This is a genomic window from Geobacillus sp. 47C-IIb (assembly GCF_014679705.1).
In the GTDB taxonomy this organism is placed as follows: Bacteria; Bacillota; Bacilli; order Bacillales; family Anoxybacillaceae; genus Geobacillus; species Geobacillus thermodenitrificans.
The window spans coordinates 2,573,174-2,588,934 of sequence record NZ_CP061473.1; the positions used below are offsets into that span (position 1 = coordinate 2,573,174).

Genomic DNA, 15,761 nt, shown 5'->3' on the forward strand with positions numbered 1-15,761 from the left:
GGGGGATTAGGATGCGGCAGGACGAGCTGAAAGAGCTGGAACGGGCGATTGCTGAGATTACGGAAATTGCTGAAGGATTTGGTCTGGATTTTTACCCGATGCGCTATGAAATTTGCCCGGCGGACATTATTTACACGTTCGGCGCCTACGGAATGCCGACGCGTTTTTCCCATTGGAGTTTTGGAAAGCAGTTTTACAAAATGAAGCTGCATTACGACTTAGGGTTAAGCAAAATTTACGAACTCGTCATCAATTCGGATCCTTGTTATGCATTTTTGCTTGATACGAACACGCTTATTCAAAATAAGTTGATCGTCGCCCACGTGTTGGCGCATAGCGACTTTTTCAAAAACAATATTCGCTTCAGCAACACGAAGCGCGATATGGTTGAGAGCATGGCGGCGACAGCTGAACGGATTAAGCGTTATGAACATCAATATGGAAAGCTGGAAGTGGAAAAATTTTTAGATGCCGTCTTGGCCATTCAAGAGCATATCGACCCGTCGCTGTTGCGGCCGAAATTGTCATGGACATGGGAAGATACGGAGGTGTACGAGGAAGAAGAACAGCCAAAAACATCAACGCCATACGATGACTTATGGTCGCTTGATGAACGGAACAAGCCAAAAACGCCGCCACGGAAAAAACGGCGCAAGTTTCCGCCGCAGCCGGAAAAAGATGTGCTATTGTTCATTGAAGAATATAGCCGCGAGCTCGAGGACTGGCAGCGTGATATTTTGACGATGATGCGCGAAGAAATGCTCTATTTTTGGCCACAGCTCGAGACAAAAATCATGAATGAAGGCTGGGCGACGTATTGGCATCAGCGCATTTTGCGCGAGATGGATTTGACGAGTGATGAAGCGATCGAATTTGCTAAACTGAACGCCAACGTCGTGCAGCCGTCGCGCACCGGCATCAACCCGTATTATTTAGGATTGAAAATTTTTGAAGACATTGAAGAGCGATGGAACAATCCGACGGAAGAAATGAAAAAATATGGCGTCAAACCAGGATCGGGACGAGCGAAACTTTTTGAAGTGCGTGAGTTGGAGTCCGACATCTCGTTTTTGCGTAATTATTTGACGAAAGAGCTCGTCATGCGTGAAGATATGTATTTATTCCAAAAGCAAGGAAAAGATTACAAAATTGTGGATAAAAACTGGGAGAATATCCGTGATCAGCTCGTCAGTATGCGGGTGAACGGCGGATTCCCATACATTACAGTGAATGATGGCGATTATATGCGCAATGGGGAGCTATACTTAAAGCATTGGTACGAGGGAATTGAATTAGATTTGAAGTATTTGGAAAAGGTATTGCCATACATTTATCAGTTGTGGGGACGCCCCGTTCATATGGAGACGGTCGTCGAAGAAAAACCAATGCTGTTTACGTATGACGGGAAGACGGTGCATCGCAAATATTTATAATTCAGGGCAGGGATATCCTGCTTTTTTTGTTTGTCACGATGGATATGTGAAAAATGACACAAATTATTCGAAATTATGCCGGATAATGTTGCTGATCTTATGAAATAATATGAAGTGGATTATTTGTGATAATTGTCACAAACTCATCAATATTGTCTGTTCGTCCGGGGGGATGGTTATGTGGGAGAGGCATGAAAAAACGCTTGTATTTATTAGCTTTGCTGTTGCGGCAGTGGCGTTGCTTTCCTTGATTGGCCGCTTGTTTTCATAAGGGGGGATGAATCATGAACGGCTATGATCCAGTGCTGCTTAGCCGTATTTTGACAGAATTGACGTTAACGGTCCACATTATTTACGCCACGATTGGTGTCGGGGTCCCGCTTATGATCGCTATTGCTCAGTGGGTCGGGATTCGCAAAAACGACATGCATTACATCTTGCTCGCCCGACGTTGGACGCGCGGCTTTGTCATCACTGTAGCGGTCGGGGTGGTGACTGGAACGGCGATCGGCTTGCAGCTGTCGCTTTTATGGCCGAACTTTATGCAGCTAGCTGGTCAGGTGATCAGCTTGCCGCTATTCATGGAAACATTTGCTTTCTTTTTTGAAGCCATTTTCTTGGGCATTTATTTGTACACATGGGATCGGTTCGAAAATCAAAAAAAACATTTGCTTTTGCTCATTCCGGTGGCCATCGGCTCTTCGGCATCAGCCATGTTTATTACGATGGTGAACGCGTTTATGAATACGCCGCAAGGGTTTGAGTTGAAAAACGGAGAGCTTGTCAACATTGATCCTATCGTGGCTATGTTCAACCCAGCGATGCCGACAAAGGTCGCTCATGTGTTGGCAACGTCATATATGACGTCGGCATTCGTGCTCGCCTCGATCGCTGCTTGGCATTTATGGAAAGGCAACCGCCACATTTACCATCGTAAAGCACTTCATTTAACGATGAAAACAGCTTTTATTTTTTCCGTAGCTAGTGCGTTGGTCGGTGACTTATCCGGAAAATTTTTAGCCGAATATCAGCCAGAAAAGCTGGCAGCCGCTGAATGGCATTTTGAAACGAGTTCCCACGCGCCGCTTATCTTGTTCGGCACGCTTGAAGAAGACAACGAAGTGAAATATGCTTTGGAAATCCCATATGCTCTTAGTATTTTGGCCCATAACCATCCCGCCGCAGTTGTGACTGGACTGAATGATATTCCGGAAGATGAGCGTCCGCCGCTGTACATTCATTACTTATTTGATGTGATGGTTACGATCGGTGTGTTTTTAATGGTTGTCGCAGCCGTATATTGGCTTGGATCAATTTTCCGATGGAAATGGACGGCGAAAAATTGGTTTTTTGGGCTGTTAGTGGCAGGAGGGCCGTTGGCGATGATCGCGATTGAGGCTGGATGGTACTTAGCGGAAGTCGGGCGGCAACCGTGGATTTTGCGCGGCTATATGAAAACCGCAGAAGGGGCGACAACGTCCGCGCATGTTGATACGATGCTTGTTTTGTTTTGCCTTTTGTATATAGTGTTGGTCATTGCAAGTGCAACAGTGCTCATTCGCATGTTCCGCCGCAACCCGGTCGAACGGGAGCTGGAAGAACGCGCGAATAGGGGGGAGGTGGCGCCATGACGCTCGAAGTCATCGGCATCTCGGTACTATGGCTGTTTTTGTTTGGCTACATTATTGTTGCCTCGATTGATTTCGGAGCCGGGTTTTTCAGCGTTTATAGCCATTGGGCAAACCAACAGCATATTTTGCATCGCATCATTCAGCGTTATCTTTCCCCTGTATGGGAAGTGACGAACGTCTTTCTCGTCTTTTTCTTTGTTGGCATTGTCGGCTTTTTTCCAAAAACAGCGTATTATTACGGATCGATTTTGCTTGTTCCTGCAAGCATTGCCATTGTTTTGTTAGCCATCCGCGGCTCGTACTATGCGTTTCATACGTACGGGGAGACAGAGCGAAATTGGTATTTGCTCGCTTATGGATTGACGGGTTTGTTTATTCCCGCCTCGCTGTCAATCGTGTTGACGATTTCCGAAGGCGGATTTGTAGAAGAAAGCGCGGCGGGTGTTGCGCTTGACTATGGGAAGCTGTTTGCGAGCCCGTTGTCATGGAGTGTTGTGTTGTTAAGTGTGACGAGCGTTCTTTATATTTCTGCTGTTTTTTTGACGTATTATGCGGACGCGGCTGGGGATGAACAAGCGCGGGCGCTGTTACGCCGCTACGCCCTTCTTTGGAGCGGGCCAACGATGTTGTCAGCGCTGCTCATTATATACCAGCTCCGCTACCATAATCCTGAGCATTATGACAATCTATGGAATGTAGCATGGATGTTGGTTATTTCCTTTTTGTTTTTCGTCATCACAGTTTGGCTGCTTGGACGGCAGCGGCGATTCGGATGGGCGTTTATTGCGCTTTTGTTTCAATATGCGTTCGCCTTTTACGCCTATGGCATTTCGCATTATCCGTATTTGCTATATCCCTATTTGACGATTTATGACGGGTTTACGAATGAAACGATGGCCATGGCGTTGATCGTCGCGTTTATTGCAGGCTTACTGTTGTTAATTCCGTCGCTTTATTTACTTATGCGTCTCTTTTTGTTTAACAAAGCGTACGTCAAAGGAAAATGGGAAGGAGGAAAAGGGTGATGCAAACATTTTTGATCATGTATGCGCCGATGGTTGTCGTCGCACTGTCGGTCGTTGCTGCGTTTTGGGTTGGCTTGAAAGATGTGCACGTGAATGAGTAAACACTTTCAATGTTTGATGATGCATAGTTTGCCGTCAATCGCCCACACTAGCGGATGATAACGAATCAAGAAAGGGTGGGCGATCATGAAAGAAACATTGCAGCGTGTGAAAGAGCAGTTGGAACAATCGTTTAACGAACCACACTCGACGAGCCTTGACGGGGCGATTCATGAACTGGAGCAGTTAAAAGCGAACGCTGGAGACAAACAGAAAATGATCGAAGATGTGATCCGTGCGGTGACTCACGCGCGAAATGCACGAATAGAGCTTGCCGAGGCTGGCGATGAATCGGCAACGAACGCTTTCGCTGAGGCCTACCGTGCGCTCGATCAAGCGATTGAATCATACAGCGATGTTGATAACGATCCGGTGTAAGGCAGGTGGGAATGTCCCATCTGCTTTCTTCTATGACGGTAATGCGGTAGGTCAAATCAGTAGACGATTGGCAACAAACATGATACAATAACAGCGGATAAAGGAAGAGAAAGGTTTTCTAGGGTTCCGCGGCTGCTTTGTGGCCGGCCTGTGACCGAGAGAAAACGCGCGGCATTCTCGCGTACACGGAGGGACAAAAGCCCGGGAGGAATATCATGTTGATATTTCTCACGGCTTTTTTTATTTTTCAAAAGGAGGAATGAAACGTGGCGTGGGTATACCTAGTTGTCGCCGGGATATTCGAAGTCGTCTGGGCCATTTCGCTGAAATATACGGATGGGTTCACCCGCCTGTGGCCGTCTGTCATGACCGTTGCCGGGATGGCAGCCAGCTTTTATTTTTTATCGATGGCGATAAAAACGTTGCCGATTGGCACCGCCTACGCGGTATGGACAGGAATCGGGGCGTTTGGGGCGGTTGTCATTGGCATGCTATTTTTAAATGAGCCGGTTAATGCGCCGCGGATCGTCTTTTTATTATTCATTCTCGTCGGAATCATCGGTTTAAAGTTTACAGCTGGTCAGTAAAAAGGTGGAAGGATCAAGAGATGATCAGCCGGTTTCGAAAACAAGAATCCATTCCCACTTTCCGTTTGGCGTGGAAAAGATTGATTTTTTGTTGTCATTGGGAAAAATTGAGTTGACAGGACGCATAAACATTGAATATTATGTAATTGAAAGGTAAATATCCTTTTGTTAAAGGGGAGTAGCTTTAACAGCAAAGTCGTCAGTTCAGGGTGTACGCCCTCGGCTTTGTTGGCAACAGTAATGTTGTTAGCGAGACCTTTACCTGTTGTGGTAAAGGTCTATTTTATTTAAAGACCTTTACCAAGCGTGGTAAAGGTCTTTTTCATTTTATGAAACGAAAGGGGGAGGATAACCGTAAAGGAAAGTAGGCTCGACTTCGTGGGGGGGTTGTGGGAAAAATGGAGGGAAATGTCATGCGCAAGTGGTTGAGGTGGCTTCGTTTTGTCGTTAACGTTCGGCGTTTTCTTCCGTTTTTATTTGAATTTTTTGTTTCGAGCGAGGTATCAGTGTGGAAAAAGACGTTCTTCGTTGGATTGTTGCTGTTGTATATTGCGTTGCCGTTTGATCTCATTCCTGATTGGTTTGCGCTATTTGGCTTTATCGATGATTTTACCGTTTTCATGTTTATTTTGCAGCAAATCATTAAGATGGCTCCGGCTTCATTAAAGGAAAAATATAACTTGTAAAGGGGGATGTCTGTGGATTTATTTTCTCCAGAATTTTGGACGGCGTTGCTGTCGATTGTTATTATTGACCTTGTGTTGGCAGGGGATAATGCGATTGTCATTGGATTGGCAGCCCGCAATTTGCCAAAACATCAGCAAAAAAAGGCGGTGATTTGGGGGACTGTCGGTGCTGTCGTTATCCGAGCGATGGCAACGATTTTCGTTGTATGGCTCCTTAAAATTCCAGGTCTCTTGCTTGTCGGTGGTCTTTTACTTATCTGGATCGCTTATAAGTTGCTCGTTGAGGAAAAGGGGCATGATGATATAGAAGCGGGGGGGAGTTTATGGGAAGCAGTCCGCACGATTATTATTGCTGATGCATTGATGGGACTTGATAACGTGTTGGCGGTGGCTGGTGCCGCGCATGGGCATTTCCTCCTCGTTATCTTAGGGCTGTTGATTTCCGTTCCGATTATGGTGTGGGGCAGCACGCTCATTTTAAAATGGATCGAACGCTTCCCGATCATTATTACGATTGGTGCTGGCATTCTCGCTTGGACGGCATCAAAAATGATCGTCGACGAGCCGTTTTTGAAAGGATACTTTGCCAACCCTGTGATTAAATACGGATTTGAGCTGCTTCTTGTCGCTGCTGTCATTGCGATTGGAACGCAGAAAAAAAGAAAGGCCGCCAAAAAACCGCATTTGAAAGTCGCCAATGAATAATTGGCGGCTTTTATAATGGGCGGTGACGGGACAAACAGCTACTTCCATTTCAACAAAAGGATTTGTAACAGCCGACCGATGGCTACCCCAGGGATGACCGATAATATTGGCAGCCAAATGGGCCCGAAAAATATGCCGGCAATCGTGACATCGAACGAGTATATTAAGCCAACCGTCACAGAGTAGGCGGAACAAACAAACGGCAAAAATGAGTATGGTGTTTGTCCGCCACCAGCATCTTTGAATGCATCCCACAAGGTGAAAAAATATAAACAAGGGTAAAACATCAGCCAATTAATTTTCACGATGTTCGCTGCTTCATATGTGCGGCCCAAAAAGCTGAGCCAGATCGCTTCATTAAATTGTGATTGTGTGTTAATGAGCAGTTCCAAAAAAATAAACACGATTCCTTTTATATACTTCCTGTTTAACAATTGTCCGAAACCGGGCAAAGCAATGCTCCACAACAACGTTTCCATCGCTTTCACTTTCTCGACCCTTTACTGAAATAATGATCATTGCTTCAACTGGTGCACCATGAAGCGGAGCGAAGAGCAGCAGAGGAGGATTTAATGGACAAAATGTGGTGCACATTTACATTTTTTGCAATGAAGACCTATTTTATACTTTTTGGTAATAGTAAATCAGGGAAATTCTACCTGATGATTTAAACAGTACAAAAGTAGAGGAAAAAATATATTTGATTTTTTCAGAATAATAAATATAATTGTAATATAAATAATTTTGGTAAGAGACGTAGCAAGGAGGAAGCATATGAAAGGACTAAAATCGATTTTGTTATGGGGATTGATTTCTGTTCTCGGGGCTGCAGGGTTTGCCATTTTGGCGTTAAGCCGCGGCGAGTCAATCAATGCGATTTGGCTCATCGTTGCCGCTGTCTGTACATATGCGGTTGCTTATCGCTTTTACAGCCGGTTTATCGCTCGTAAAGTGTTTGGACTTGACGATAACCGAAAAACGCCGGCGGAAGTGTTTAATGACGGGAAAGACTATGTTCCGACGAACAAATGGGTGCTGTTTGGCCATCATTTCGCTGCTATTGCCGGTGCGGGACCGCTTGTCGGACCGATTTTGGCCGCACAAATGGGGTATTTGCCGGGAACGCTTTGGATTATCATCGGTGTCGTCCTCGGTGGAGCGGTGCAAGATTTCATCATTTTATTCGCTTCCATGCGCCGCAACGGAAAATCGCTTGGCGAGATGATTAAAGAAGAAATGGGGCCGGTGACGGGCTTTATCGCAGCGCTTGGTATTTTAGGTATTATGATTATTTTATTGGCTGTGTTGGCGCTCGTTGTTGTGAAAGCGCTTGTTGGAAGCCCGTGGGGAATGTTTACGATTGCGGCAACGATTCCGATTGCGATTTTAATGGGGATTTACATGCGCTTTATCCGTCCGGGACGTGTCGCAGAGGCATCGCTTGGAGGGGTTATTCTTCTGATCTTGTCCATCGTGGCTGGACAATATGTATCGGAACACCCGACGCTTTCTGCAATGTTTACGTTGAAAGGTGAAACAATTGCCATCTTAATGATTATTTACGGTTTTGTCGCTTCGGCGCTGCCGGTATGGTTGCTTTTGGCGCCGCGGGATTATTTGAGCACGTTTTTGAAAATCGGAACGATCGTCGGTCTTGCGCTTGGCATTTTAGTCGTCATGCCAGATTTGCAAATGCCGGCGGTGACAAAATTTATCGATGGTACAGGACCGGTCTTCGCCGGTAACTTGTTCCCGTTCTTGTTTATTACGATTGCTTGCGGTGCGGTGTCCGGATTCCATGCGCTCGTTTCGTCCGGCACCACACCGAAGATGATCGAGCTTGAAAGCCATTCGCGGCCGATCGGTTACGGCGCGATGTTGATGGAATCGTTCGTCGCTGTCATGGCGATGATCGCCGCTTGCATTTTGACACCAGGAGCATACTTCGCGATTAACAGCCCGGCGGCAGTGATCGGCACGGATGTTGCGCAGGCGGCAAAAGTTGTGTCATCGTGGGGATTTACGATCACCCCTGACATGTTGACGGAGCTGGCGAAAGACGTTGGCGAGCAAACCGTGTTGTCGCGCACGGGCGGGGCTCCAACGCTGGCGATTGGTATGGCGGTCATTTTATCAGACATCATTGGCGGTAAGGCGCTCATGGCATTTTGGTACCACTTCGCCATCTTGTTTGAGGCGCTCTTCATTTTAACGACAATTGATGCCGGCACGCGCGTTGGCCGCTTTATGATCCAAGATATTATGGGGACATTTTATAAACCGCTTGGCAAAACGGATTCGCTCGTTTCAAACTTAATCGCGACAACTCTTTGTGTATTGGCGTGGGGCTATTTCTTGTATCAAGGTGTTGTTGATCCGCTTGGCGGCATTAACACACTATGGCCGCTGTTTGGCATCGCCAACCAAATGCTCGCTGGCATCGCTTTATTATTCGCAACGACAGTTCTGTTTAAAATGGGCAAAAAAGCGTATGTCTGGGTCACGCTTGTGCCGACGACATGGCTGCTCGTTGTCACATTGACGGCCGGGTACCAAAAGCTGTTCCACGAAGATGTGAAAATTGGATTTTTGTCGCATGCCAAACTGTTTAAAGAACATTTGAGTCAAGGAAAAGTGCTGGCGCCGGCAGCGAATGAGGCGCAAATGCGGCAAATTATTATGAACGACTATATTGATGCTGTGCTATGTGCGATTTTCATGCTTGTTGTGATCGCAATGCTCATCTCGGCGCTAAATATATGGATCAAAGTGTTGCAAAACAAACATGTGCCGCTCAAAGAAGCGCCATACGTGCCGCGCGACAGTGAAGAAGGAGCGAAGAACTATGCCTAAATGGTTGCAAACCATTTTGTCTTACCGTCGGCAGTTTCTTGACTTGCTTGTCGGTGTGCCGAACTATGAAAAATATGTCGAGCATATGAAAACTCATCACCCAGGTGAGCCGATTAAATCACGAAAAGAATTTTTTTGTGAGGCGCAAGAGGCACGTTATAACGCCAAAGGCGGTAAAGTGTCGCGCTGTTGCTAGAGGTGGGAGGGAAGAAGGGGCTGATCTCCCTTCTTCTTTTTTGTCTTTGTGAAAGTGAGAGAACGCCTTAACTTTCCAATTTGAGAAAAGAAAGACCACCTTCACAAAACAGCTTGACTCATCTATAAGATGTGGGACTAGTGCTTCGGTAAAAAGAGATTGGCCATGCCGGCCAATAAAACAAGAAGAAAGGGGTTATTATATGCGAATTCTTGTCGTTGGTGCTGGCGCTGTTGGAGGGTATTTCGGCGGTCGATTGCTTGAAAAAGGGGGGGATGTGACATTTCTCGTCCGTGAGCGGAGAAAACGGGAACTTGAGGAACATGGACTCGTGATTCACAGTGTACATGGTGATGCGGTGCTGAAGCCGAAACTGATGGTTGCCGGGGAACCGTCCGAGCCGTTTGACGTTGTCATATTTTCTAGCAAAGCGTATCACCTGGCGGGCGCTATCGCCGATGCTAAGCCATATATTGGCCAAGAGACGATGATTTTGCCGCTGCTAAACGGCATGGCTCATATGGATACTCTATGGGAGACGTTTGGACGCAGGAATGTCCTCGGCGGCCTTTGTTTTATTGAAACGACACTGAATGAGAAGGGGGAAATCGTGCAGACAAGTTCAGCGCATGATGTCCGTTTTGGCGAGTGGTCAGGGGAACGAACGGAGCGGACCGAAGCGCTTGAATCGCTGTTTGCGGGAGCCAATGCCCGCTTTCGTTTGAGCGAACGAATTGCCGCTGATATGTGGAATAAATACTTGTTCATCGCGACGATGTCGGGCGTGACAACGCTGTTTCGTGCTCCGATTGGGCCAATTCGTTCCGGTGAATACGGGGGAGCCATCATCGATCGGCTGCTTGGGGAAATTAAGGAGATTATGCAGGCACACGGTGCACCGCTAACTGATGAGATGGCCGAGCGGCAGCGCATTCAGCTCGAACAAATCGCCCCGACGATGAAATCATCGATGCAACGCGACATGGAAAAAGGGCAGCTGATTGAAGCCGACCATTTGCAAGGGTATTTGCTGCTGCTTGCTAAGCGATATGGCATTCAAGCGCCGCTGCTTGAAACGGTGTACCATAATTTGAAAATTTATGAAGCGAGTCGTGCGGCTGGTGAATAACCGATGCTGGCTGTTTGGCGGGAGCTTGTAAGTTCTTTGCCAAATGGCCGCTTTTTTTGTAAAAGAGAGTTGTTTCTCACAGTAATGTAGTGTACAGTTAGTAGTGAAAACGTGTGCACAAAAAGGGGGAGGCAGCCTTGAAGAAAACATGGTGGAAAGAGGGCATCGCCTATCAAATTTATCCGCGCAGCTTTATGGATGCAAACGGCGACGGCATCGGTGATCTTCGCGGGATTATGGAAAAACTGGATTACTTAGTGGAGCTTGGAGTTGACATCATCTGGATTTGTCCGATTTACCGGTCGCCGAACGCCGATAACGGATATGATATTAGCGACTATCATGCGATTATGGATGAGTTCGGAACGATGGACGATTTTGATGAACTGCTCGCTGAAGCCCACCGGCGCGGGCTGAAAGTCATTTTAGATTTGGTTATCAACCATACGAGCGACGAACATCCGTGGTTTATTGAATCGCGTTCATCGCGGGACAATCCGAAGCGTGATTGGTATATTTGGCGCGACGGCAAAGATGGGCGTGAGCCGAACAACTGGGAAAGCATTTTCGGAGGTTCGGCGTGGCAATACGACGAGCAGACAGGACAATATTATTTGCATATTTTCGACGTGAAGCAGCCTGACTTGAACTGGGAAAATGACGAAGTTCGCCAGGCGCTGTATGAGATGATTAATTGGTGGCTCGACAAAGGAATTGACGGGTTCCGTGTTGATGCCATTTCCCATATTAAGAAAAAGCCGGGTCTTCCCGACTTGCCGAATCCGAAAGGGTTGAAATATGTACCTTCGTTTGCTGGCCATATGAATCAGCCGGGGATTATGGATTATTTAAAAGAATTGAAAGAGCAAACGTTTGCACGTTATGATATTATGACGGTCGGCGAGGCGAACGGGGTGACCGTTGACGATGCTGAACAATGGGTGGGCGAAGAAGACGGCATCTTTAATATGATTTTTCAATTTGAGCATTTAGGGCTATGGCAGCGGCGGACTGATGGCTCGATCGATGTTCGGCGGCTGAAGCGGACGTTGACGAAATGGCAAAAAGGGTTAGAAAACCGTGGATGGAACGCGCTTTTTTTAGAAAACCATGACTTGCCCCGTTCTGTTTCAACATGGGGGGATGACCGTGATTATTGGTTGGAGAGCGCGAAGGCGCTCGGCGCGCTCTACTTTTTCATGCAAGGGACGCCGTTCATTTACCAAGGCCAAGAGATTGGTATGACCAATGTGCAGTTTTCAGATATTAACGATTACCGTGATGTCGCTATTTTACGGCTGTATGAGCTCGAACGGGCGAAAGGACGAAATCATGATGACATTATGCGCATCATTTGGCAAACAGGTCGAGATAATTCGCGCACGCCGATGCAATGGTCAGACGCTCCGAATGCGGGATTTACTAGCGGAACGCCGTGGATCAAAGTGAACGAAAATTATCGCACCATTAACGTAGAGGCCGAGCAGCGTGATCCGAATTCAATATGGTCGTTTTATAAACGAATGATTCAGCTGCGGAAAACAAACGAACTGTTTGTTTACGGAACGTATGATTTACTTTTAGAAAATCATCCGTCCATTTACGCGTATACAAGAACGCTCGGCCATGAACGGGCGCTTATCATTGTCAATTTATCTAACCGTCCTTCGCTTTACCGCTATGACGGCATCCGCCTTCAGTCGGACGATTTAGCGCTTGGCAACTATCCGGTTCGGCCACATAAAAACGCGACCCGCTTTAAGCTCAAACCGTATGAAACCAGGGTCTACGTCTGGAAAGAATAAGGAGGAGTCTTCCTATCCGCGTTGAATAAATAAAGGTGGAAGGGAGATGAGCAACAATGTCAACGATCGATCCGATTCGTTATCCAATCGGAACGTTTCAAGCGCCGGCACAGTTTCGTGCTGAGGACGTAAAAGAATGGATTGCGGCCATCCGCGAGCTTCCAGATGCATTGCGGGCCGCTGTTGCGGGTTTGAATGATGAACAGTTGAACACGCCGTATCGCGATGGCGGTTGGACCGTGGCTCAAGTTGTTCACCATTTAGCTGATGCGAGCATGAACGCATTTTTGCGTACGAAATGGGGCTTGACAGAGGATAAGCCAGCCATTAAGCCGTTTGAAGAGAGTGAATGGGCGAAAACGGCCGACGCCCGTTCGTTGCCGATCGAGCCGTCACTCATGTTGCTTGAAGGGCTGCACGTGCGGTGGGCGACGCTGCTTGAGTCCATGACGGAAGCGGACTTTCAACGTCTTATTTGCCCTGAAGGGGCGAAACAAGCGATGCCGCTGTACGTGCTGACCGCGCTGTATACATGGCATGGGAAGCACCATACTGCGCAAATTATGTCATTGCGCAAACGGAAAGGATGGTAAAAGCTGCCGAATTGGCGGCTTTTTCATTTGTATGAAAAAATATGGCTCGAAAACATTTTGTTTAAACAGAAGCATACAGTTATGTTATACTGACAAATATTAAGGGACACGAAATACATATTTTATTAAGGGGGATCGGCATGAATGCGCAACAAAAACATGTTGTTGCGGAGCAGAAAGAAAAAATTTGGACGCGCAATTTCGTTTTAATTTGCTTAGCTAACTTTTTCATCTTTCTTGGGTTTCAAATGACGTTGCCGACATTGCCGCTGTTTGTCGAATATTTAGGAGGCAACGATCAGTTAATTGGCCTTGTTGTCGGAGTATTTACGTTTTCGGCGCTTATTGTCCGTCCGTTCGCTGGCCATGCGCTTGAGACACGAGGGCGCCGATTTGTGTTTTTGTTCGGATTGTTGATCTTCGTCATTTCGGTTGGCTCGTACAGCTTCATCTCTAGCATTTTCCTTCTCTTCTTAATGCGGGTTGTTCAAGGGATTGGCTGGGGGTTTTCGACAACGGCATCCGGCACGGTGGCGACAGATATCATCCCAGCGAACCGCCGTGGGGAAGGGATGGGTTATTACGGGTTGTCAGGGAATATTGCCCTCGCCTTTGGGCCGTCTCTCGGACTCGTGCTGGCGGCTGCCATTCCGTTCAGCCATTTATTCATGATTTGTGCGGCGCTTGGCGTGGCGTCTTTGTTGTTTGCCGCGGCCATTACATATAAAAAAGCAGAAGCGGGACATGATAAAGGTGAAAAAAAATGGGATCTTTACGAAAAGACGGCCTTGATTCCGTCGGTGCTGCTGTTCTTTTTAACGGTGACATTTGGCGGCATTGCCTCGTTTTTGCCCTTATATACAGCGCAAAAACAGATCGGAGGCTTACAGCTTTACTTTTTGCTTTACGCCCTCGCTTTAATGGTAACCCGGACGTTCGCCGGCCAGCTGTATGACCGGAAAGGACATCGGGCCGTCTTTCTTCCTGGTGCGGGGCTCGTTTTGCTGGCGATGCTTATGCTCGCTTGGCTGCCAGGGGAATGGGCGTTATTGACCGCAGCGGTGCTGTATGGGTTTGGATTTGGCATGGTGCAGCCGGGGCTGCAGGCATGGTCGGTTGAGCGGGCGCCTGTTCACCGAAAAGGGATGGCGAATGCAACATTTTTCTCGTTTTTTGATTTAGGCGTTGGCATCGGAGCGATCGTCTTCGGTCAAATCAGCCATTGGTTTGGCTACCCGAGCATTTATTTAGCTGCCGCCGGTTCGGTGCTTATTTCGATGCTCGTTTATTTGAGTGTGCTGCGCAAAGAACAGCCGCTCCGCTCAGGACAAAAAAGAAACGCTTAAGGTCAGCCCTTAAGCGTTTTTCTTTAACGTCGCGAATGCACTTCATAAATGGCGAATTTTAAATAGTCGCCTTCATCAGCAGCGAGTAGCTTCGGGTGGTCATAGCCGGCGCCGCTCCAGTATACTTGGCGCAGCACTTTTTTGGCGTCAAACGCCGCGTCGGCAACCATCTCTTGAAACATGTGCGGACGGACATGGTAAGAGCAGCTCGAAGTGACGAAAAAGCCGCCGTCTTTGACAAGCTTCAGCCCATTTAAGTTGATATCTTTATAGCCGCGCAACGCTTTCGGAACCGCATGGGCGGATTTGGCGAACGCCGGTGGGTCGATGATGACGACATCCCACTGTTTGCCGGCGCGCACTGACTCGCGCAAATAATCAAAGGCGTTGGCGACGACAAAATCAACGTTTGTAAAGCCGTTTAAGGCTGCGTTTCGCTTCGCCGTTTCAATCGCATGTTCGGAAATGTCGACAGCGGTGACGTGTTTTGCTCCGTACAGACAGGCGTTTAGCATAAATGAACCGGTATGAGTGAAGCAGTCAAGCACGGTTGTCTCCGGGCCGATGAGCGGGCGGAGGGCGGCGCGGTTTTGCCGCTGGTCGAAGAAAAAGCCGGTTTTTTGACCACCTTCAATATCGACAATATATTTGACGCCGTTTTCCTCGATTTCGATTTCTGTTTCTGCTTCTCCATACCAAAAGCCTTTTTCTTGTTTAAGTCCCTCAAGTTCCCGAACGTACACATCGTTGCGCAAATAAATGGCTCTTGGTGCGAACACATCAAGCAAGCCGCGCAAAATCCAATCTTTACGTTTTTCCATTCCAAGCGCCAAAATTTGTACAGAGAGCACATCCTCGTATTTATCGACGATGAGCCCAGGCAGAAAATCGGCCTCTCCATAGATGGCGCGGCAAGAGCGGATGCCGGGAATCATCCGTTCACGGTACGCCCATGCCTGGCGGATGCGCTCGATAAAAAACTCCTCATTCAGTTCGTCATCGGGGTTTTGCGTCAGTATGCGCACAATGATTTGTGAGGCCGGGTTAATGTATCCTTTCGCCAGCCAATAACCTTGGTGGTTATAGACATCGACGAAATCACCTGGCGTAATGTCCCCTTCAATGCGGTCGACTTCACTTTGGAAAATCCATGGATGACCTTGTTCAAGCCGCTTTTTTCGTTGGCGTTTTAAAATGACTTTTGCCATCAATTCCACTCCCATTCGATAGTCAGTCGTTGCGTTTTAATCATAGCGAATCATGGTGGGCGGCGCAACGCCGGACGGAAAAAAGAG

General features: G+C 47.5%; 15 protein-coding genes and 1 riboswitch. Of the genes, 13 read left to right on the plus strand and 2 right to left on the minus strand.

Annotated features, from left to right (window positions below):
- Positions 1 to 11: 11 nt before the first annotated feature.
- The 7 genes from IC804_RS13020 (at position 12) to IC804_RS13050 (ending at position 6,544) form a co-directional block, all read left to right on the plus strand.
- Complete coding sequence (locus IC804_RS13020; RefSeq protein ID WP_011886835.1) at positions 12 to 1,433, plus strand: SpoVR family protein; 1,422 nt, start codon at positions 12 to 14, stop codon at positions 1,431 to 1,433.
- Positions 1,434 to 1,717: 284 nt separating this feature from the next.
- Positions 1,718 to 3,064 carry a cytochrome ubiquinol oxidase subunit I gene (locus IC804_RS13025; RefSeq protein ID WP_008881637.1) on the plus strand — a complete coding sequence of 449 codons (1,347 nt, stop codon included), beginning with the start codon at positions 1,718 to 1,720 and terminating at the stop codon, positions 3,062 to 3,064.
- Entirely contained in the window at positions 3,061 to 4,089 is a 1,029-nt protein-coding gene (locus tag IC804_RS13030) for a cytochrome d ubiquinol oxidase subunit II (protein ID WP_011886837.1), read from the plus strand. Before IC804_RS13025 ends, IC804_RS13030 begins: the two co-directional genes overlap by 4 nt.
- A 186-nt stretch (positions 4,090 to 4,275) precedes the next feature.
- Positions 4,276 to 4,566, plus strand: a complete 291-nt coding sequence (locus IC804_RS13035) for a hypothetical protein (RefSeq protein ID WP_008881634.1) — start codon at positions 4,276 to 4,278, stop codon at positions 4,564 to 4,566.
- A 107-nt stretch (positions 4,567 to 4,673) separates the two neighbouring features.
- Positions 4,674 to 4,776, plus strand: a riboswitch (guanidine-I (ykkC/yxkD leader).
- Positions 4,777 to 4,832: 56 nt separating this feature from the next.
- Complete coding sequence (gene sugE, locus IC804_RS13040) at positions 4,833 to 5,153, plus strand: quaternary ammonium compound efflux SMR transporter SugE (RefSeq protein ID WP_008881633.1); 321 nt, start codon at positions 4,833 to 4,835, stop codon at positions 5,151 to 5,153.
- Positions 5,154 to 5,566: 413 nt separating this feature from the next.
- Entirely contained in the window at positions 5,567 to 5,839 is a 273-nt protein-coding gene (locus tag IC804_RS13045) for a YkvA family protein (protein WP_008881632.1), read from the plus strand.
- 12 nt (positions 5,840 to 5,851) lie between these two features.
- A complete protein-coding gene (locus tag IC804_RS13050; RefSeq protein WP_029761461.1) occupies positions 5,852 to 6,544 on the plus strand; it encodes a TerC family protein in 693 nt (230 codons plus the stop codon).
- A gap of 38 nt (positions 6,545 to 6,582) precedes the next feature.
- Here IC804_RS13050 and IC804_RS13055 read toward each other — a convergent pair whose 3' ends face one another.
- Positions 6,583 to 7,032, minus strand: a complete 450-nt coding sequence (locus IC804_RS13055) for a hypothetical protein (RefSeq protein WP_011886839.1) — start codon at positions 7,030 to 7,032, stop codon at positions 6,583 to 6,585.
- Positions 7,033 to 7,318: 286 nt separating this feature from the next.
- Between IC804_RS13055 and IC804_RS13060 the strand changes: the two genes are divergently transcribed.
- The 6 genes from IC804_RS13060 (at position 7,319) to IC804_RS13085 (ending at position 14,466) form a co-directional block, all read left to right on the plus strand.
- Entirely contained in the window at positions 7,319 to 9,397 is a 2,079-nt protein-coding gene (locus IC804_RS13060; protein ID WP_011886840.1) for a carbon starvation CstA family protein, read from the plus strand.
- Entirely contained in the window at positions 9,390 to 9,593 is a 204-nt protein-coding gene (locus tag IC804_RS13065; protein ID WP_011886841.1) for a YbdD/YjiX family protein, read from the plus strand. The genes IC804_RS13060 and IC804_RS13065 overlap by 8 nt, the downstream gene beginning before the upstream one ends.
- A 202-nt stretch (positions 9,594 to 9,795) precedes the next feature.
- Positions 9,796 to 10,722, plus strand: coding sequence for a ketopantoate reductase family protein (locus IC804_RS13070; RefSeq protein WP_011886842.1), 927 nt, complete (start codon positions 9,796 to 9,798; stop codon positions 10,720 to 10,722).
- Between the two features lie 137 nt (positions 10,723 to 10,859).
- Positions 10,860 to 12,527 carry a glycoside hydrolase family 13 protein gene (locus tag IC804_RS13075; RefSeq protein ID WP_029761458.1) on the plus strand — a complete coding sequence of 556 codons (1,668 nt, stop codon included), beginning with the start codon at positions 10,860 to 10,862 and terminating at the stop codon, positions 12,525 to 12,527.
- Positions 12,528 to 12,583: 56 nt separating this feature from the next.
- Entirely contained in the window at positions 12,584 to 13,120 is a 537-nt protein-coding gene (locus IC804_RS13080) for a YfiT family bacillithiol transferase (RefSeq protein ID WP_011886844.1), read from the plus strand.
- 140 nt (positions 13,121 to 13,260) lie between these two features.
- Entirely contained in the window at positions 13,261 to 14,466 is a 1,206-nt protein-coding gene (locus IC804_RS13085; protein ID WP_008881624.1) for an MFS transporter, read from the plus strand.
- A gap of 23 nt (positions 14,467 to 14,489) precedes the next feature.
- Here the strand turns inward: IC804_RS13085 and IC804_RS13090 are convergent, their stop codons facing one another.
- Positions 14,490 to 15,674: a class I SAM-dependent rRNA methyltransferase gene (locus tag IC804_RS13090; protein WP_008881623.1), complete on the minus strand. Its 1,185-nt coding sequence runs from the start codon at positions 15,672 to 15,674 to the stop codon at positions 14,490 to 14,492.
- Positions 15,675 to 15,761: the final 87 nt, after the last annotated feature.

Bases quoted from the DNA above. Each gene is read 5' to 3' on its own strand.
- IC804_RS13020 (WP_011886835.1), top strand. From the start codon at position 12: ATGCGGCAGGACGAGCTGAAAGAGCTGGAACGGGCGATTGCTGAGATT.
- IC804_RS13025 (WP_008881637.1), top strand. From the start codon at position 1,718: ATGAACGGCTATGATCCAGTGCTGCTTAGCCGTATTTTGACAGAATTG.
- IC804_RS13030 (WP_011886837.1), top strand. From the start codon at position 3,061: ATGACGCTCGAAGTCATCGGCATCTCGGTACTATGGCTGTTTTTGTTT.
- IC804_RS13035 (WP_008881634.1), top strand. From the start codon at position 4,276: ATGAAAGAAACATTGCAGCGTGTGAAAGAGCAGTTGGAACAATCGTTT.
- IC804_RS13045 (WP_008881632.1), top strand. From the start codon at position 5,567: ATGCGCAAGTGGTTGAGGTGGCTTCGTTTTGTCGTTAACGTTCGGCGT.
- IC804_RS13060 (WP_011886840.1), top strand. From the start codon at position 7,319: ATGAAAGGACTAAAATCGATTTTGTTATGGGGATTGATTTCTGTTCTC.
- IC804_RS13065 (WP_011886841.1), top strand. From the start codon at position 9,390: ATGCCTAAATGGTTGCAAACCATTTTGTCTTACCGTCGGCAGTTTCTT.
- IC804_RS13070 (WP_011886842.1), top strand. From the start codon at position 9,796: ATGCGAATTCTTGTCGTTGGTGCTGGCGCTGTTGGAGGGTATTTCGGC.
- IC804_RS13080 (WP_011886844.1), top strand. From the start codon at position 12,584: ATGTCAACGATCGATCCGATTCGTTATCCAATCGGAACGTTTCAAGCG.
- IC804_RS13085 (WP_008881624.1), top strand. From the start codon at position 13,261: ATGAATGCGCAACAAAAACATGTTGTTGCGGAGCAGAAAGAAAAAATT.
- IC804_RS13090 (WP_008881623.1), bottom strand. From the start codon at position 15,674: ATGGCAAAAGTCATTTTAAAACGCCAACGAAAAAAGCGGCTTGAACAA.